Source organism: Turneriella parva DSM 21527 (genome assembly GCF_000266885.1).
In the GTDB taxonomy this organism is placed as follows: domain Bacteria; phylum Spirochaetota; class Leptospiria; order Turneriellales; family Turneriellaceae; genus Turneriella; species Turneriella parva.
Window position 1 is genome coordinate 891083 of the sequence record NC_018020.1, and the last position, 17348, is coordinate 908430.

The following is a 17348-nucleotide window of genomic DNA, read 5'->3' on the forward strand; positions in this document are numbered from 1 at the left end:
GCTTAGCCTGCCTTCGCCCGCCGCTGGCTTTCTAGCACAATGAGCAAAATGTCAATATCACTTGGATCAACCCCTGAGATTCGCGCGGCCTGTCCAACGGTGCGCGGCCGAATCTTCTTTAGTTTGGCACGCGCCTCGAACTTGATGCTGTCGAGCTGGTCGTAGTCAAAATCTTCGGGTATCGGCCGGTCTTCACTGCCGAGGCGGCGTTCGATGCGGTTCGATTCGCGCTCGTTGTAGCCGTCGTATTTGACTTCCATCGCGATCTTGAATTCTTCTTCTCTGCTGATTTGTCCCAGACCCCCTCCGGGGGTTTGGGACAAATCAGCAAAAATTAGTCGGATTGCCTCTTCGGTGAGCTGCGGTCGCCGTAGCACGGCCTCATACGTGAGGCCCTTCTGCACGCTCATTTCCTGCGTCGCAAGTTTTTCTATAAGATGAGTGCTGAGCTTCTTCGCCGCAATCGCCTTCTTGTACGAAGCGTAGCGCTCGTATTTTTCAGTACACTGTGTCATCAGCCCACCATCGATGCCGAGCTCTGCGGCGTACTTCATCAGGCGAAAATCAGCGTTGTCCTGGCGCAGGGTGAGGCGATGCTCAGCGCGTGAGGTGAACATGCGGTAGGGTTCGTCGACGCCCTTGTTGACGAGGTCGTCGATCAAGACGCCGATGTAAGCTTCGTCGCGCTTCAGAATAAATTCTCCACGGCCTTGCGCGCGGTAGATGATATTGTAACCGGCGACAAGCCCCTGTGCGGCGGCTTCTTCATAGCCCGTGGTTCCGTTGATCTGGCCGGCGAGGTAGAGCCCGCGCACCTTCTTGGTTTCGAGCGTCGGGTAAAGTTCGGTTGGCTGAATAAAGTCATATTCGACCGCGTAACCGGGGCGCATGATGCGCGCGTTCTCGAGGCCCTTGATAGAACGCACGATATTCCACTGCACATCTTCTGGCAGGCTGGTCGAAATGCCATTCACATAAACTTCGTGAGTGCGCAGACCTTCTTTCTCTAAGAAAATCTGGTGGCGTTCTTTTTCGGCGAAACGCACAACCTTGTCTTCGATTGAAGGGCAGTAGCGCGGGCCGACCGATTTGATCTTGCCTGAATACAGAGGCGAACGATCGAGCGCGCCGCGAATAATGTTGTGCGTCTCGGCGGAGGTATAAGTTAAATGGCAGTCGATCTGTTTCTGCCAGAGTTTTTCCTTTGCATATTCGAAGGAAAAACTGAAGGGCTGCGGCTCTGCGTCGGGCTCCTGGATCTGCATCACCGAATAATCGATCGTATCGCCATGCACGCGCGGGGGCGTGCCGGTCTTGAGCCGGCCGAGTTCAAAGCCGATGCGCGTGAGAGAAGGGGAGAGCTCCTGCGAACTTTTGTCGCCATAGCGGCCGGCCTGCGTCTGGAAGTCACCGACGTGAATGAGCCCGCGGAGAAAAGTGCCGGTAGTGATGACAACCGCCGGTGCGAGGATTTCCAGTTTGCGTTGGGTGATAATCCCGAGCACCCGTTTTCCGCCGTCACCCTGAGCCTGTCGAAGGGTCGGCGTCTGATCAATTAATAAATCCGCAACACTATCCTGCAGAATATCAAGATTCGGCGTTGATTCGAGAATGAACTTCACTTCATTCTGATAAAGTTTCTTGTCGGCCTGTGCGCGCGGGCCCCATACGGCAGGGCCCTTGCTGCGGTTGAGCATCTTGTAATGAATGCCGGTGCGGTCGGTGGCGACACCCATGAGGCCGCCCAATGCATCGACCTCGCGCACCATGTGGCCTTTCGCCACGCCGCCGATAGAAGGATTGCAGCTCATCTGCCCGATCGTGTCGAGCGACATTGTCACGAGCAAAGTTTTGAGCCCTGCCTTCGCGCAGATATGCGCGGCGTCGCAGCCGGCATGGCCTGCGCCGACGACGATGGCATCGTATTGCCGGGGGTACCTGAAGTGTTCGTCAGTGACGTGCACGGGGCAGTGCAGGTGGTTTAGACACCGCGTACAGCGATGTCTTGTAACTCATGTTTTGGCGGGGGCATACCACGCGTAGATCTCGCCATATCCCTTAATCTGCAAAGGTCCGCGGCGCACGAACCCGGTGCGGTTCGACAGCGCCCGGTGCGTGCTCTCGCTCACCTGAATCGCGCCCGGTTCGCCGTTCGACTCGAGCCGCTGCGCGAGGTTGACCGAATCACCCCACAGGTCGTACGAAAACTTACGCTTGCCAATCACTCCTGCGACGACAGGGCCACTGTTGATGCCAATGCGCATCGCGAGGGAGCTATGGTGTTTCACGTTCACGGCATCGAGCGCGGCAAACATCGCGCGTGCCAGCGCGACGATACGATCGGCATGGTCTGCGGCAGCCTCGGGCAGACCTGCAACCGCCATATAGGCATCACCGATCGTTTTGATTTTTTCAACGCCGTACCTGACTGCGAGTTCGTCAAATTGTGAAAACAGGTCGTTGAGTATCGCGACCAGGTCGGCAGCAGAAAGTTTTGCAGAAAGGCTCGTAAAGCCTACCAGATCAGCAAAGAGAATCGAAGTTTCGGGTGCATGGTCGGCGATCACGGTTTCGCCCGCCATCAGGCGCCCGGCTATCTTCTGCGGCAGAATATTGAGCAGCAGGTCTTCACTCCGCTGTTTTTCTTGCTCGAGATCGCGAGAGGTAAGGTGCAGAAAATGGGTCAGAATGCGCTTTTCCCGCCGCAGCTGCGTGACCTCTTGCCGCAGCGCCTCGGGTGTAGAATCAAAAACCGGGGCTTCAAAAAGTTCTTCAGTCATCGGCGCCGGGCCGCCCGACGCAGCGGTGTGGCTGTGCCCCTGACCTGTCTTTCTCAGCACGACTGCCGATATCACCGTGTTATGAAAGTCGCAGCGCATGCCGCGCGTGTTGCCGATTTCACCCCATGAGTTGAAGCCAATAACCGGTGCATTCCAGATACGCTGGACCATCGCCAGCTCGTTGTCGAGGTATGGGCCGAATGCGCGCGACCTGATCGCGCAGTTGAACAGCAGCACTGCCCCCGCATCGCTCAGGTTCTGCGCTGTGCGAAATTCTTCCATTTCACCTTTGGTCTTGCTGATCGTCTCTGCAAGGTTCGGCGAGCAGAAACGCACGAGCGAGCCCTGCGGTATGTCGCCGCCGTACGTGACAGATTTCGTTTCGGGGTCGAACAGCACGGCCGCGCGCATGACTTCTGAACCGTTGTTTCGGCGCAGCAGTATCGGATACTCACTGGCAGCGAGCAGGTCGGGGTCGATATTATTTGTTGCTGACTGCGACGAGACTGTGCGCAGGTCAAAATACTTGCGATAGAAATCGGTTGCGGGCATTCCTTCGATTTCAAATACGCGGTTACCCTCTGAGCGGGTAATCTTTTTCGTTGTGCCCAGCTCGCGCCAGCCGCTCACGGCGATGCCGTGTACATCGACAATGTCGCGGTTCAGAACCAGCGCCCGCACCGCGGTTTCGCGCAGGTCGCTCTCGCCGAAAACCGGCGGTCGCTCATAGAGTGCAAAGCTGCTGGCGAGACCGCCATAAACAGGCATATCCGGTGCGATGGAAAAGAAACCTGAAAGCACCTGCTCGACGCGTATTGCAATGCCGCCCCCGGCCACGAGCAAAAGCACGACTGCATTTTTATATTGCTGGGTCGCAAAGCCCGCGAGGGTCTTTCCCAGGTCGTGCGCTGCCGTTGCAGACCCAGGCTCGCTGATTTCAAAAGTTTTGAGCCGCATCGCCGTTGCTGGCAGTTCGAGCAGCAGGCACGCGATCGATTTCTGGTGTACTCGGTCGAGGCTAATCTCTTCGGCCGAACACGCACCGAAAACTTCAATACCCCGCTCGGCAAAGATTCGCTGTATCTGCCAGTCGATCAGGTGCTCGCTGGCAAACACGATGGCGAGATTCGGCTTAAACTCCGCTGAAAGTTGTGCATCGAGTTCAGATTCGAGCTCTGCGATTGAGGTGGCGCTGAGGGCAGAATTCTTCACAGTTGATCCAGACCAGGGTTGAGCGCCCGCGCATTGCGGGAAGGTGATTTTCTGACCTGCCCGATCAAGCCGTCAAGTTGCCTACCGCTTTAGATTAAGACAGCGGCGATACGGGGAGTCTAGTATGGCCGACCTGTATTAAGCGCAGTCTCAACGGGTGCAGACATACCTAAAATTATTCAATCCGAACCAAAAATACTCTCGTATTGCCGTCATGCTGCCAGCATTTTTGCCACCACAAAGAATGCGAAGACTTCTCTATTCTCTCACCGCTGCGTGTTGGCTGAGCGCCTGCGCAAACTATGACCTCGCGGCGCACCTCGAGAATCCGGGAACAGGCAATGGCGGTGCTGTTGGCAGCTGCAGTAGTGCTTGCCGCATATTCGTTTCGGCGGTGGCATACAGTGGAAACCTTGGAGGCATACCGGGGGCCGATGCAAAATGCCAAAACGATTCAAACCGCCCGCTATCTGTGGGCGGCCAATGGCGCGCGCTGCTATCGGCTACTGATCGCAAAGCGTGCGTATCTGCCAGCTGCCCAGGGGGGCAGGCCGAAAATCTCAACTGGGTGCTGCGTGCGAACACAACGTACTACAGAACAGACAACTCGCCTATCGGCCAGACAAATGGCGCTGGCCTATTCAACTTTAATCTTACACAACCAATAGCCGATGGAGCCGGCAACGTATGGACGGGCACCTATGCCGACTGGACTTCAGCCAGCCTCACCGACCGTTGCAACGACTGGTCAGACAGCGGTACGACCGATGCGATCTACGCGCTTTCGGGCTCGACAACCGCGACAGCGATCGGCAACTTTCACATCAACTGCAGCAACCTGCACCGCCTCTATTGCGTAGAGCAGTAGTTGGTTTTTTCTCTCGCGGCTCAGCAGCTCGAAAAGTTTAAGCAGAAATACGATTGCCGCGATCGTTTTCGCAGCCATGAAAAAAGTAAATCCACATGCATTCTTCAGGCGTAATGTTTATTGATTGTGCTTTTATCGACGCAGCCAATTCTGCAGTATCTGGGCGCGGGCGCACCGGAACGAATGGCCGAACAAGACGATCAAGAGCTGCTGCAGCGTATTCTGCAGCGTGACAAACAGGCCTTTGCGTTGCTGTACGATAAATACGCACCGAAAATTCTTGGTTTGGCGCGCAAGATGCTGACCGATCTCGCCGCTGCCGAAGATGCTACTCAAGAGACTTTTCTGGCGCTTTGGCAGAAGGCACATCTGTACAACTTTGAAAAGGGTGCGCTGCTCACGTGGCTCTACCGCATATGCCGCAATCTGTGTCTTGACCGCATGAAAAGACCGGCGCAAGAGCGAGAGGTGAATCTGCAACCGGGCATCTTGAGCGACCGAATTTTGCTGCAGCCTGCAAAAGAAAACGAAACCGACCCGGAAAAACTGCAGGCCCGAATCAATTTGGCGCTCAAAGCACTGAGCGCAGCCGAACAGAATCTCATCGAGCAGGCTTTTTTCGCCGGGCAAAGCCACAGCGAGATTGCAAAATCGAGCGGTATACCGCTGGGTACGGTCAAAACCCGAATCGCTGCCGCGCTGAAAAAATTGCGGCACGGCTTAGGCAGCGCCTGGCAATCAGGTGAGGATATCTAACGAAATGAAGAATTGGCAACACCGCATTCTCGACGCCGTGACGCAAGGCAGAGAGCCCGCATGGCGAGACCGGCTTTTTCGGCACCGCCGTGCATATGCTGCCGAAATCGAACGTCTCGCTACCGCACTGTGTTACGGCGCTGAAGCCGTTACCCCATTCCATAGCCTGAAAGAAAGAACGCTGGCCGCGGTTGCTGAATGCGAAGAGCAGCAGGTTATGCCTGCGACGACCCGAAACTGGAAATACCTGTTACCCGGAATCGAAATCTGCGTGCTCAGCGAAAAGCAGGGGCATCGCTCCGTGTTGTTAAGAATAAAAGCGGGACATACATTACCCTCACACGATCACAAAACTACCGAACAGGCGATGGTGCTCGAGGGAAGTTGCTACTCGGGAAAATCACGACTCGAGAAGGGTGATTTTTTCATCGCCGACGCGGGCACGCGGCATGAGCCGGTGAGCGCAATCGAAGACTGCGTGTTGCTCGTCATCGCTCACCCGTGAATCCAAACGAACTCAGGGATTACTGCCAGCGATCGCAATGGTCGTCGGGTTTGTACCGGTGGCATAGGGCGAGCCACTAATAACCGAGAGTGCCCCCGTTGATGCGTCAACCGCGTAGGCCGTGGTGTTGGCCGATTGCTGGTTTGCTGCGTACGCATAGCGCGATGTTTCATCTATGGCAAAGCCGATGGGGTTGAGTCCCGAGGCAAAGGGTGACCCGTTGATTGCCACAAGCGCGCCATCGGCCGCAACCTGAAAAGCAGAAATGCCCGCAGTGAGGCTCGTGTCACCACTGTTGGCGACATAGACGAAGCGACCTTGCGCATCGCCCGTTACAAACCCAGGCGCAGCGCCTGCGGCAAAGGGTGAACCGCCGATGAGGCTGAGAGATCCGCTTGTCGTGTTTCTTGCATACCCTACAACACCTTGGGGCGCAAAGTATTGCGCGTAATAGACAAAGTTTCCGGAGGGGTGCACATAGACAGAAATTGCATCTTGAATTGCGCCGAAGGGCGAACCGCTAATTTGCGTTAAGGCGCCGGTATTCTGGTCGATCGAGAATGCGAGTGAATTGGGTTCAGGTGCGCTTTGGGTCGAACCTGCATAGAGAAACTGACCGGTGAAGTCGACGTGTACCGAAGCCGGCGAAGCGATGGCAGGGGCTGAAGCAACGGTAAAGGGCGAGCCCACAACCTGGGTGAGTTCACCGGTAGCCGCATTCACCGTGTACGCCGACACAGCAGCGACCGTAGTGTTTTCATGCCCGACAAAAAGAAAGCGCCCCTGCGGGTCGATGGCTAGCGAATAGGGGTTTGTCGCAGTTGCCGCGGGTGAACTTACTAGCGTTGTTAATGCCCCGGTGGTCTGGTTGATCTCGAGAATCGAGATATTGCTCGAACCATGGTTCGCTGCGTAGATATATCGACCACCGGGGTGCACCGTGACAAAGCGGCATGAATTACCAGCATTGTAGTTTGCAAGAAACGCGAGCGACCCCCCTGAATTGATGCTGAACGCAGAAATATTGTTCGTGCCAATATTGGCTGTATACATGAATTTCGGCTGGTAAAGCACGCGGATATAGACAACACCCGCGTAAAGCTTCAACAAAATCAGCAATTCAGCCGATACGACTTGCAGCTGGTCTGCATTTTCTGTGAGTTCTGCTAGCGCTTCACCCACAAGTTTATGCACACGCTGCGGCCGAAGTGGGTTCATGAAATTGATGATTTGCACCGGGTCGAAATCAGACCCCGTCACGTTGATCACACCGCCAAGCGGATCGTCTGCATCAGGTGTGATGGTTTCGACCTGAAAACCGAGCATAACCATGCACTGCAAGCGCTGCTGCGCCAATCACCATACAGCGAACATTGGCGTCTCTGAGAATTCCCGAGACTTGGCGGGCAACCTCAAGAGTTCTTGCTATTCGGTCGCTGCTCAACTGTTGCCTTCAGAATCTTAGTGAGTTCAAGGCTGCGATAGTGCAAATATAATGGCAGCATCATCTTTTCTTCGAGCGTCATCTCTGCAAGCTGACGATTCTTCACCGCCAACTTGGCGCTGGCTGTCTTGCCCATACTCACGGTCAAACACGCGCACCATGGCAACACGCGTCAAGTTGAATAATATTAACCACACTCTTCTGAAATCGTGCGCAGCACATCGGCGAACGCTAGCACATGCCTGCCGCCGAGGCTTTTGCCGGTGTTGAGTAACGCAACAGAAATATCTCGCTGCGGGTCGGCCCAGCAGAGAATATTCATGAACCCGAGGTGTCCATATGCCTGCTTTGTGTCAGGCCCGAACATGCCCAGCGGGCTATTGCCGAGCATAAAACCCTGGCTATAGCGCATCGGCATCATGAGGCGGCGGTCGAACCAGGTATTGCCGGTTTCCAGCGTCATCGCGCGCACCGTTTCTTCTTTCATAATGCGCTTGCCGTTGAATTCACCGCCGTTCAGCAGCATCTGAAAAAACTGGGCAACTTCGGGCGCAGTCGCGACCATATTCGCCGACGGTACAATCGAGTTGTAAAAGCGTTCGTCACGCGACAGACCCACAATCGTCTCGAACGAACTGCCGATTGCGTATTCGACCAGTTGCTTGAACGGAAATATATTCGGCCAGCCGGTGACATAGTTCTGCGCCACCTGCGAAATATCTTTGCCGGGTGCGCCATAATCGAACCACTCAAAGCCCAGGGGACCCCTGACGAGCTCATAAAGTGCGTGGCGCAAATCTTTGCCGGTAGTGCGTTTCACAACCTCGGCCAAAATATAACCGCCCGTCACCGCGTGGTAAGCAACCGCACCCTTCGTGTGCAGTTCAGCGCGCTGCTCACACAAGACCCGCACAACATGGTCGAACTCAAATATTTCACCCGACATGCCTTTTCGCGTAAACCCTGAAAAGCCCGCGCGATGGCCGAGCACATCGGCGACGGTGATGTCGTGTTTGCCATTCTTGGCAAACTCAGGAATATAATCGGCAACGCGCCGGTTAACATCGAGCGCACCCCTCTCATGCAAAATGTGCACGAGCGTCGCTGTCACCGCTTTCGAAGTCGAGAACAAACACACCGGCGTGTCGGGTGTCATGACGCGACGGGGGGATTGCGGAACGTCACCCGGCCCGTGGCCGTGCGAATGGCCGAGCGCCCGTTGCATGATCACCTTGCCGCGCCTCTGCAGCGAAAACGATATTGCAGGGTAAATCTTCGTGTCGTAGAGCGCCTGCAGCTTTTTCCAGATGGCATTTACCTGTGCGGCGGTTAATCCCCCTTGTTCGGGCGCCGACTCAGCTGCGGCGTCGATCTGCGTGGCCAGAGGGGTGTGCATCGTGAAGGCGAAGTAACAACTTTAATGGGGCGGTAAATCGAATAGAGGGGGCCTAGGGGGTGAGTTCAGACCTTAGCACCATTTTCATGCCGTCTTTCGGGCGCAGAGTCACCTGCGGTAAGGGCACAACCTTAAAACCGGGGGAGAGCGACACACGCCAGCTGCGGCTGATCGTGGCGAGCAACAAGATCGCTTCTTGCCATGCGAACTGTTCACCGATACAGTTGCGCACACCTGCCGAAAAAGGGAAATAGCTGTACTTCGGTCTTTTTTCCGTTTCTTCATCTTTCCACCTTTCGGGGTGAAACTCGGTCGGTCGGTCGAACCAGCGGCCGTCGCGGTGCGTGACGTATTGGCTGAGCCAGAGCTCGCTGCCTTTCGGTATCCAATAGCCGCCGAGTTCGTAGTCACGCATGACTGTGCGGCCGATCACCCATGCCGGCGGGTAGAGACGCATCGACTCGGCGACGACCTGGCGGGTATAGGTAAGCTGCGCAATGTCGTCGGTCGTGGCGGTGCGGTTGCCCAAAACCTCTTTCGCCTCTGCCTGCAACAGGTCATATGCCGCAGGGTTCTGTGACAAGAGGTAGAAAGTCCAGGTGAGCGCGTTTGCCGTGGTTTCGTGGCCCGCGAGAAAGAGCGTCATGGCTTCGTCTCGCAATTGCTTGCGTGCCGTTTTCGGGTCGATGCCGGCTTCTTTTCTTGCAACAATCATCATCGAGAGCAAATCACCGCGGTCTTCGCTATCGGCAAGATGCTCGTCGATCGTTTCATAGATAATTTTGTCGAGGGTCGCGATGCCCGACTTAATCGCGACTGTGGGGGGTAGTGGCAACGCCATCGACAGGTCGCTGAGCGGCAGGCGTATCACCTCGACGATGCGCATGACTTTTTCGAGCGCTTCGCCGATCGCGTCGACCTTTTCGCCTACATCCATATTGAAGAGGGCCTTGGCGACAATCGCCGAGGTAAGCGCCATCATTTCACGGTGCATATCGATGCGCGATGCGTCACGCCAAGAAGCGATATGGTGTTCGGTTGCGTCTGCCATAATTTTGCCGTATGACAGAATTCGCTGGCGGTTAAACGCCGGCGAAGATATCTTGCGCATCTTCTTATGCTCTTCGCCTTCGCTCGTGAGCAAACCTTTGCCGAGCACATATTTTGCGAGCAACTTCGAACCTGCATCTTTTTCGAATGCGTCGTTATCTTTAATGAGCACCTGCTGAATCAGGTCGGGGTGGTTCACGAGGGTGATCTGGCGGTTGAAGAATGTCAATTTCGCGACATCGCCATAGGTAGCAACTTGTTGCAAAAAAGACAAGATGTCTTGCTCGACATCGAGCAGGTTACCGAGAAACGGCAGCCCTGCCGGCCCGGGTATTGCCTTCGATGCGGTGGTGGGTATCATGGCGCTGCCTCGCAACCGTAATCGATGCGGCAAGCAGTTTGCCGGCAGGCACTTTTTTGGCAGCTGAGAGAAAAGTTTGTTATTCTAAAAGTAGCATGGGCTTTTGGGTGGAACCCAATCTGCCGATCTTCGGTCTAAGGGGTATTGATGTTGAAACGAATTCTTTCTTTATTCGCTGTGGTGACACTGGCAATGTCCGCAGCATATGCGGCTCCCACAAATTCTGAGGCAGCACTCGCCGACGCGCGTGAGACTTTTGCAGAACCCGGCGGTTTCGATTACCGCGATGGCTCGCCCGCACTGCTCTTCGACGAATTGCAGCTTGAGCAACAACTCGAAGCCAGAAAACAGGCGGCTGAGGCAGAGGCGACTACCCAATCAGCTGCAAACGCTGAAGCTAAAAAACCGCAATATGACTATCAAAAAGTTGTGCTGCCGATCGACCGTGTCGAAGGCGGCAGCTACACGAACCACTCACCGTTCGTCACGTGGGTGAAAGGCGAAAATTCAGACCGCGTCTACCCCGTGCCACCGGGCGTAACCTTTCCTTGGACCATCGACGGTTTCGCCGACCCCATCAATCGGCCCGGTGAAGTCTATAAGGTGATCGATGGATTACACACGTTCTACAATCTCGTCGATGGTGAGCCAAGCGTCGAGTTCTCGAGCAACAACAAGCTCGCTGCCATCGCAGGCCTCACCGTAGCACAATCTCTCAAAGGCGGCTGGAAAGACGCAAGCTGGCACGCTGAGATTCGCGCGCAGACCGATTTCGGCTGGGACAATCTTTTCGAAATTTCCCGGCCCAACCTGGCATCCAACACATAAAAAACCAACCGACTTTTGCCGCTAGCCCGGCAAAAGTCAGTTGGTGAAAACTCGAGACAACTAATTGAAATTTACTTCTTTACTAACTTAAAAGTGACGCGGCGATTGTCGGCGTGCGACAGATTCGGGTCTGGTTCTGAATTGCCGACGCCGACATAAGTCATCTTCGACTTATCGAGACCCTTCTTTGCGAAATAGTTATAAACATATTTTGCCCGCTGCTGCGAAAGTGACTTCGTGTAGGCGGCAGATTTCGAAGCGTGCTGGTTGGCATGCCCGATGATCTGCAGCTTATAGCCTGCGGGCATTGAGGCGACAATACCCTTCGCGACAGTCGCAGCGTTTTCGCCATACTGGTCAAACTGCGTCATCGGCATCGTCGTTGAAAACGGCGGAAATCCCACTACTGGCACTTTGGCGAGTTGCTGGTTTGCCTGATCGACGATCAGGTCGTCACCGCCAAAAGACCTTGAACTCGCGCTCGCCGTGCCGTCCGTTGCGCCGGCGGCGCTGGCGTCGGCCTTTTTGTCGGTGGAGCCACAGGCTGCGGCGAAACCGGCAATCAAGATTAGGCACAAAATGCTAATTTTCTTTACTTCCATTAAACCTCTCTTAAGACCCGTGACCGACACCTGTAGTGCGTGACGGGTCTATGCTAAGTGAACCCCCACCACAGAGGTGGAGTTCCCAAGTTATGGGAAAAATATCCCATTTGAGGGTTGCCGGGTGTTTTCGCATTTTGGCTTGGCAGCCTGAGATACATGCGCTACGTTCGCCCATGGTCGCCCGTATTGCCTCTTTAACCTTCGCCGTGGCTGCGCTTGCCGGCGCAGTGATTTTCGCGCAGCAGAAGGGGCGCGAAAAGCCCCGACCAAACCCGGTTTTTGATACGAGCAAATCGGGCGCACCTACACCGTGGCCTGACGACAAAGGGAGCACGACGGCGATTCAAGAAGAGGCCGCCCAGAAGGCGGCAGACGAAAAATCGGCAAAGCAGCAAAAAGGCGGTAGCGAGAATGCGCCCGCAAAAACTGAAAACGAAAAGCACAAGCGCATTATGCCGAGTTCAAAATCGATGGTGCCCGAACCGCCTGTGAAAAAACCACCCCCACCGCCGACCTGACGTGTGGCTGCTCGAACTTCTCGCGCAGGCCGTGCTTTTTCTGGCGGCCATCAGCCTCGTCTTCATTCCACTCGAATATTTCTGGCGCGCCGACACTGCTGAAACCGGCCGAATACCCTGGCTGCGGCGCGGATGGTTGAACGACCTGCTATTCTATTTCGGACAAATTCTCGTCTTCAATAGCGTGACGCTGCTGGCTCTGGGATTTCTGTTTCAGCAAATTGAGACATCCTCATTTTTACCGGCAACGATAATGCAGCTGCCGCTGCCCTTGAAGATTGTGCTTGTGATATTGCTGAGCGATTTTCTCATCTATTGGGGGCACCGCGCGCAGCATCGCTTCGGCATTCTCTGGCGCTTTCACCGCGTGCACCACACCGCTCTGCACGTCGACTACATCGCGGCATACCGCGAGCATCCGCTCGACAATATCTACACGCGCGGCCTTGAGACTCTGCCGGCGGTGTTGCTCGGCCTTGATCTGAACACCATCGCGGGGTTCGTGACCTTTCGTGGTCTCTGGGCGCTCTTTATTCACTCGAACGTCAATATACGATTAGGATTTCTCGAAGTTCTGCTCGGTTCGCCGCACCTGCACCATTGGCACCACGATTTGAGCCGCCGCGGCCTCGTGAACTACGCCAACCTTTCACCACTCATGGACATCTTGTTTCGAACGTATTATAATCCACCCGAGCGGCCGCATAGCTATGGAATTCCTGAGCCGGTGCGGCAGGCCTGGTTCTGGCAGATGCTCGACCCGCTGATACCGAACGCTTCTGAAGACTCTGCGACACGCAGCAAAAAGTAGTTGCGTTGCGCGAGACGCGCACCGGTCTAGCGGGCGCCTCAGGCCGCCAAGAGCCCAACAATATGTCACTGCTAACCAAGTTGCTTCTGCTGATTGTCGTCGCCCGCATCATGGGCCGGCTCGTCGTGCGCTTCGGCCAGCCGGCGATTGTGGGTGAAATGCTCGCGGGTGTTATTCTCGGCCCAAGCCTCTTGAACTTCATTCAGCCGAACCTGGCGCTTTCGGGAATCTCTGAACTCGCCGTCTTTCTCGTGGTGCTCTCAGCCGGCCTTGAGATGGAATTCAAAGACATTATCAGCGCATTCAAAGGTCGCGGGTTAGTCATTGCAACTTTAGGCTTTGTGATACCGATGGGCGCCGGTATCGGTGTGGGTCTGCTCTATGGTTTTGACACGATGCGAGTCATCTTTCTGGGCCTCTGCGTCTCGATCACTGCGCTGCCGGTTGCGGTGCGCATTCTGCAGACATTCGGCCTGCTCGACTCGGTGATTGCGCGCTATTCAGTGGCAACTGCTGTCTTAAATGACATCACAGCGCTTCTGGCGCTGGGGGTACTGCTCAACCTGCCTGTACAATTCTCGCTCGGTGAAGTCGGTATTTCGATTACGGTGACCGCCTCGAAGCTCGTGGTGCTCGCGGCATTTATTCTGGGGTTTAACTGGTCGCTGCAAAAACTCATTCGCCGTGGCTTTCGCATACAGCGCTGGTCTGAGAAGCTGGTTGAACTCTTTGGCCCCGAGGCCCTCTTCGGCATTCTCGTGGTGTTCGTGTTGCTCTTCGGCTCTGTCAGCGAAGCGCTCGGTTTTCACTTTGTCATTGGGGCATTCTTTGCCGCGCTTTTGATCGACCGTGAATTTTTTCTCGCGTCGCGCTTCAACGAGCTCGACCACACGCTGCGCTCTATCACTGATGGTTTTCTGGGGCCGGTCTTCTTTGCGACTCTGGGGCTCGAGTTCAACGCATCGTCTGTCAAATCGCTCGATTTTCTCGCAGCCGTGCTCGCAGTTTCAATTTTCTCGAAATTTTTCGCTGGCTGGCTCGGCGCCAAAATCATCGGCCTGAATACCGCAAACTCTCTCGGCATCGGCATTATCTTAAACGGCCGCGGCGTTATGGAGCTTGTCATTGCTTCGATTGCCTACCAGCGCGGGTTTATCGGCCAGGGCCTATTCTCTGTGTTGGTCGTAATGGGTGTCGTGACAACGATGATCACGCCGATTATGTTCAGGCGGTGGGTGATGCCGCGTTTGTCCCCCTCCCAGCCTCCCCCGCAAGCGGGGGAGGTGCCGTAGGCGGTGGGGGATTAACCTGCTTTTTGAAAGAACTTCTGGTTCTTGTCGAAATATTCGGTCGCGAGGTAGTCGTTGTTCATCTGGTCGGGGTGAAAGTCTGGCCTGAAATACTGCACCAGCTTCGGCACCATCGCCGCGAGCAGCTTCGCCGTCAGCGGCGCCTTCTCTGCGATTGACGCAGGTATGTCGGTTAGCTTGATATCTTTGTCTTCGGCGAGAAATTTCACCGCGCCGACAGCGCCATACCAGAGCAGCGCCCAGGTGCCGATCACCATGCCGGCGTTCTTGATGACCTCACCCGAGTTGATCTGTTTCATCACGTCGAAGGCGACCGACTTGTGCTCAATCTCTTCGGCAGCATGCCACATCAGGAGCGCCTTCATGTTTTCATCGAAGCCCTGCATCGCGTTGAGCTCGGGGTCCATCGCCACTTCTGCGAGCGTCGCCGTGTAGTGTTCGAGCGCGCAGGTCACCGACAGCGCGAGCTTCTTGTATGTCTCTTCGCCGAAGATTTTGCGGATTGTACCCTCTACTGTTTCATACGCGTTTTTTGAGTACCAAGCGTCATATTCACGCACATTGACGCCCTGGCTTTCGAGGGTGTCCCAGATTTTTTCATGCTGCGCCATGTGCTGGGTTTCTTGACCGATAAACCCCTTGATGCGTGCTTTCAGCTGTGGGTCTTTAATTTCGTCTTGAAAGTACTTTACCGAACGAATGAAGAGCTTTTCGCCCTCGGGAAAAACAACGTGCAGGCTGTTCAGAATCTGCGTCAGCACCGCATTGCCGTCGGCGTAATACTTGGTGAAGTTCTGCTCAAGCCCGAACTCGGGGCGCCGAACCTGCGGCATGTTCATTTGAATTACGTTCTCTTTTGCCATTGTGAACTCCTTTCACCCACTGTGGGGCGACGCACCATTCGACACAAAAGCGAACAGACCGTCAAGATTTTTTCAATAAACAAGTGTTCATTATCTTTTGGCCGCGACAGGTCTCAATCCGTCAGATAGTCGGTGACCGCTGAGGTGAGGCGCCCCAGCAAATGAGCTGGCAGCAGGCCGCCCTGCTTGACAAGGCGAGATTTTGAAACTTGCCTCAGGCCGGGTACAACGGCAAAGGATTCTTTGGGACTCACAGCGGTGGCGAGACTGACCCGCAGAGGCCAAATTTCGCCGGGCTGCGTCGATAGCGGAACAACCACGACGCTTTCGAGAATCTGGTTTTGCTCGGTATTGGAGACAATGATGGCCGGCCGCACCTTACCCATTTCAGGCGGATGCGCATCAGTTAGGTTCACCCAGTAAAGCTGGCCGCGCAGCACGACGCCCTACTTGACCGGCGCCTCAAGCGCGGCAGCCTGCCACAGAGCAAGGTCACTGGCCTCTTTTTCATTTGCCCGCAGAAATTCCTGATACTGAATCGCTGCTTCACGAAACTTGCGCCGCTTGAGCTCAGCCTGAACGCTCTCACGCACGAAGCTCGTGATGCTCTGTTTGCCGCTAATGGCCCCGCGGATTTCTTTGAAAACCTCGCCTTCAAGTTTTATGGTAGTGGCTGCCATACCAATAGAGTACTAAACTGGTATTCTTTTGGCAATTATTCGCGCACTTTCTGTGATTTGTAATCAGAGCTGCGATTGATTCGTATGATTTTACACGGCCTCTCGCCTGTGCATTCTGACCCCACTGCATGGGCTCAACCCTCGGCCGCATTTTTCGTGTCACGACGTATGGCGAATCGCATGGCGAAGCGCTCGGCTGCGTCATTGAAAACTGCCCCGCAGGCCTTGCGCTCACCGTCGACGACATTCAGCCCGATCTCGACCGCCGCAGGCCCGGGCAAAGCCGCATCACCACCCCGCGCGACGAACCCGACCGGGCGCGCATTCTTTCGGGCACGTTCGAAGATAAAACCATCGGCGCGCCGATAGCGATCGCAGTCTTCAACGAGAATGCACGCGAAAAAGACTACAGCGACATCAAAGAAATTTTTCGCCCCAGCCACGCCGATTATACCTACCACGCACGTTATGGCCATCGCGCCTGGCGCGGCGGCGGCAGATCGTCGGCGCGAGCCACCATCGGTATCGTGGCCGCTGGTGCGATTGCGAAGAAAATTCTTCGCGAAAAGGCCGGCGTCGAAATCGTCGGTTACGTCTCGCAAATCAAGAATTTGAAATTCGAGGGGGATATAGACCTCTCACAGATCAGGGCGCTGCGCGAAACCATTGAGGCAAACCCCGTGCGCGTGCCCGACTCTGCGCTCGCCGACAAAATGGTGCGCCTGATACAAGACACGCGCCAAGCGGGTGACTCGCTCGGCGGCGTTGTCGAATGCGCTGCGGTCGGCGTGCCCGCAGGCTGGGGCGACCCGGTCTTTGACCGCCTCGACGCCCTCATTGCGCAGGCAATGCTCGCGATACCGGCAACTAAAGGCATCGAGATCGGTAGTGGCTTCGCAGCGGCAGAACTCACCGGCAGAGAACACAACGACATCTTTGAAATGCAGAACGGCAAAGTTACCACCCGTACCAACCACTCAGGCGGTATTCAGGGCGGTATCTCCAACGGCATGCCCGTCACGTTTCGCGTCGCCTTCAAACCCACCGCAACGATCAGCCATGAGCAGCCTTCGGTCAACGAGCGCGGCGAGAATGTGACGCTCAAGGTCAAAGGCCGCCACGACCCCTGCGTCTTGCCGCGCGCGGTGCCAATCGTCGAAGCGATGCTGGCGCTGGTTTTGGTTGATCAATTCTTGTTATCGCAGACAGCGCGGTATGAGAATTTGAGTATCTAGTTATTTAAGAAATCGCAGACTACTATTCGCCAAGAGAAGTGCGATACTGCAATCATAGAGCCTACGAGGGTCGAAAGCCGCGGTCTGGTCGCCGTTTAAGGCACCGACATCGTTGTCCGGCAATCA

General features: G+C 55.5%; 18 protein-coding genes. 8 read left to right on the forward strand and 10 right to left on the reverse strand.

Annotated elements, in window-relative coordinates; genetic code table 11:
* Positions 1-2: 2 nt before the first annotated feature.
* Both mnmG and TURPA_RS21395 read right to left on the reverse strand, forming a co-directional pair.
* A complete protein-coding gene (gene mnmG / locus TURPA_RS04220; RefSeq protein ID WP_014802045.1) occupies positions 3-1964 on the reverse strand; it encodes a tRNA uridine-5-carboxymethylaminomethyl(34) synthesis enzyme MnmG in 1962 nt (653 codons plus the stop codon).
* Between the two features lie 48 nt (positions 1965-2012).
* Positions 2013-3992, reverse strand: a complete 1980-nt coding sequence (locus TURPA_RS21395) for an adenylate/guanylate cyclase domain-containing protein (RefSeq protein ID WP_014802046.1) — start codon at positions 3990-3992, stop codon at positions 2013-2015.
* Positions 3993-4236: 244 nt separating this feature from the next.
* Between TURPA_RS21395 and TURPA_RS04230 the strand changes: the two genes are divergently transcribed.
* The 3 genes from TURPA_RS04230 (at position 4237) to TURPA_RS21400 (ending at position 6121) form a co-directional block, all read left to right on the forward strand.
* A complete protein-coding gene (locus tag TURPA_RS04230) occupies positions 4237-4860 on the forward strand; it encodes a DUF1554 domain-containing protein (protein ID WP_014802047.1) in 624 nt (207 codons plus the stop codon).
* Between the two features lie 183 nt (positions 4861-5043).
* Positions 5044-5616 (forward strand): RNA polymerase sigma factor, encoded by a 573-nt coding sequence (locus TURPA_RS04235; RefSeq protein WP_157210392.1) that lies wholly within the window; start codon positions 5044-5046, stop codon positions 5614-5616.
* A 4-nt stretch (positions 5617-5620) separates the two neighbouring features.
* Positions 5621-6121 (forward strand): cupin domain-containing protein, encoded by a 501-nt coding sequence (locus tag TURPA_RS21400; protein WP_014802049.1) that lies wholly within the window; start codon positions 5621-5623, stop codon positions 6119-6121.
* A 12-nt stretch (positions 6122-6133) separates the two neighbouring features.
* Here TURPA_RS21400 and TURPA_RS04245 read toward each other — a convergent pair whose 3' ends face one another.
* The 4 genes from TURPA_RS04245 to TURPA_RS04255 form a co-directional block, all read right to left on the reverse strand.
* The gene (locus TURPA_RS04245; protein WP_169314399.1) at positions 6134-7447 is read right to left on the reverse strand and encodes a lactonase family protein; all 1314 of its coding nucleotides are present in this window, start codon (positions 7445-7447) and stop codon (positions 6134-6136) included.
* An 86-nt stretch (positions 7448-7533) separates the two neighbouring features.
* On the reverse strand, positions 7534-7701 hold the full coding sequence (locus TURPA_RS23335; protein ID WP_014802051.1) for a hypothetical protein: 168 nt from the start codon (positions 7699-7701) through the stop codon (positions 7534-7536).
* A gap of 51 nt (positions 7702-7752) precedes the next feature.
* Entirely contained in the window at positions 7753-8961 is a 1209-nt protein-coding gene (locus tag TURPA_RS04250; protein WP_014802052.1) for a serine hydrolase domain-containing protein, read from the reverse strand.
* Between the two features lie 52 nt (positions 8962-9013).
* The gene (locus tag TURPA_RS04255; RefSeq protein WP_014802053.1) at positions 9014-10372 is read right to left on the reverse strand and encodes a cytochrome P450; all 1359 of its coding nucleotides are present in this window, start codon (positions 10370-10372) and stop codon (positions 9014-9016) included.
* Between the two features lie 192 nt (positions 10373-10564).
* On the opposite strand from TURPA_RS04255, the gene TURPA_RS04260 reads away from it, so the two are divergent.
* Entirely contained in the window at positions 10565-11200 is a 636-nt protein-coding gene (locus TURPA_RS04260; protein WP_157210393.1) for a hypothetical protein, read from the forward strand.
* Between the two features lie 71 nt (positions 11201-11271).
* On the opposite strand, the gene TURPA_RS04265 is transcribed toward TURPA_RS04260, so the two are convergent.
* Positions 11272-11802 carry an OmpA family protein gene (locus TURPA_RS04265; RefSeq protein WP_014802055.1) on the reverse strand — a complete coding sequence of 177 codons (531 nt, stop codon included), beginning with the start codon at positions 11800-11802 and terminating at the stop codon, positions 11272-11274.
* A 176-nt stretch (positions 11803-11978) separates the two neighbouring features.
* Between TURPA_RS04265 and TURPA_RS04270 the strand changes: the two genes are divergently transcribed.
* From TURPA_RS04270 to TURPA_RS04280, 3 genes are all read left to right on the forward strand, one after another.
* Positions 11979-12323, forward strand: a complete 345-nt coding sequence (locus TURPA_RS04270; RefSeq protein ID WP_041948294.1) for a hypothetical protein — start codon at positions 11979-11981, stop codon at positions 12321-12323.
* Position 12324: 1 nt separating this feature from the next.
* Positions 12325-13134: a sterol desaturase family protein gene (locus TURPA_RS04275; RefSeq protein ID WP_014802057.1), complete on the forward strand. Its 810-nt coding sequence runs from the start codon at positions 12325-12327 to the stop codon at positions 13132-13134.
* A 62-nt stretch (positions 13135-13196) separates the two neighbouring features.
* Positions 13197-14426: a cation:proton antiporter gene (locus tag TURPA_RS04280; protein WP_014802058.1), complete on the forward strand. Its 1230-nt coding sequence runs from the start codon at positions 13197-13199 to the stop codon at positions 14424-14426.
* An 11-nt stretch (positions 14427-14437) separates the two neighbouring features.
* Here the strand turns inward: TURPA_RS04280 and TURPA_RS04285 are convergent, their stop codons facing one another.
* The 3 genes from TURPA_RS04285 to TURPA_RS04295 all read right to left on the reverse strand — a co-directional run bounded on the left by TURPA_RS04285 (position 14438) and on the right by TURPA_RS04295 (position 15987).
* Positions 14438-15307, reverse strand: coding sequence for a metal-dependent hydrolase (locus tag TURPA_RS04285; protein ID WP_014802059.1), 870 nt, complete (start codon positions 15305-15307; stop codon positions 14438-14440).
* A 113-nt stretch (positions 15308-15420) separates the two neighbouring features.
* Positions 15421-15747, reverse strand: coding sequence for a type II toxin-antitoxin system PemK/MazF family toxin (locus TURPA_RS04290; RefSeq protein ID WP_014802060.1), 327 nt, complete (start codon positions 15745-15747; stop codon positions 15421-15423).
* A gap of 6 nt (positions 15748-15753) precedes the next feature.
* A complete protein-coding gene (locus TURPA_RS04295; protein ID WP_014802061.1) occupies positions 15754-15987 on the reverse strand; it encodes a hypothetical protein in 234 nt (77 codons plus the stop codon).
* 128 nt (positions 15988-16115) lie between these two features.
* Between TURPA_RS04295 and aroC the strand changes: the two genes are divergently transcribed.
* The gene (gene aroC / locus TURPA_RS04300; protein ID WP_014802062.1) at positions 16116-17222 is read left to right on the forward strand and encodes a chorismate synthase; all 1107 of its coding nucleotides are present in this window, start codon (positions 16116-16118) and stop codon (positions 17220-17222) included.
* Positions 17223-17348 lie beyond the last annotated feature (126 nt).

Excerpts from the sequence above, each read along its gene's own strand:
- TURPA_RS04230 (WP_014802047.1), top strand. The coding sequence starts at position 4,237 with ATGCGAAGACTTCTCTATTCTCTCACCGCTGCGTGTTGGCTGAGCGCC.
- TURPA_RS04235 (WP_157210392.1), top strand. The coding sequence starts at position 5,044 with ATGGCCGAACAAGACGATCAAGAGCTGCTGCAGCGTATTCTGCAGCGT.
- TURPA_RS21400 (WP_014802049.1), top strand. The coding sequence starts at position 5,621 with ATGAAGAATTGGCAACACCGCATTCTCGACGCCGTGACGCAAGGCAGA.
- TURPA_RS04245 (WP_169314399.1), bottom strand. The coding sequence starts at position 7,447 with ATGCTCGGTTTTCAGGTCGAAACCATCACACCTGATGCAGACGATCCG.
- TURPA_RS23335 (WP_014802051.1), bottom strand. The coding sequence starts at position 7,701 with ATGGGCAAGACAGCCAGCGCCAAGTTGGCGGTGAAGAATCGTCAGCTT.
- TURPA_RS04250 (WP_014802052.1), bottom strand. The coding sequence starts at position 8,961 with ATGCACACCCCTCTGGCCACGCAGATCGACGCCGCAGCTGAGTCGGCG.
- TURPA_RS04255 (WP_014802053.1), bottom strand. The coding sequence starts at position 10,372 with ATGATACCCACCACCGCATCGAAGGCAATACCCGGGCCGGCAGGGCTG.
- TURPA_RS04260 (WP_157210393.1), top strand. The coding sequence starts at position 10,565 with ATGTCCGCAGCATATGCGGCTCCCACAAATTCTGAGGCAGCACTCGCC.
- TURPA_RS04265 (WP_014802055.1), bottom strand. The coding sequence starts at position 11,802 with ATGGAAGTAAAGAAAATTAGCATTTTGTGCCTAATCTTGATTGCCGGT.
- TURPA_RS04270 (WP_041948294.1), top strand. The coding sequence starts at position 11,979 with ATGGTCGCCCGTATTGCCTCTTTAACCTTCGCCGTGGCTGCGCTTGCC.
- TURPA_RS04280 (WP_014802058.1), top strand. The coding sequence starts at position 13,197 with ATGTCACTGCTAACCAAGTTGCTTCTGCTGATTGTCGTCGCCCGCATC.
- TURPA_RS04285 (WP_014802059.1), bottom strand. The coding sequence starts at position 15,307 with ATGGCAAAAGAGAACGTAATTCAAATGAACATGCCGCAGGTTCGGCGC.
- TURPA_RS04295 (WP_014802061.1), bottom strand. The coding sequence starts at position 15,987 with ATGGCAGCCACTACCATAAAACTTGAAGGCGAGGTTTTCAAAGAAATC.
- aroC (WP_014802062.1), top strand. The coding sequence starts at position 16,116 with ATGGGCTCAACCCTCGGCCGCATTTTTCGTGTCACGACGTATGGCGAA.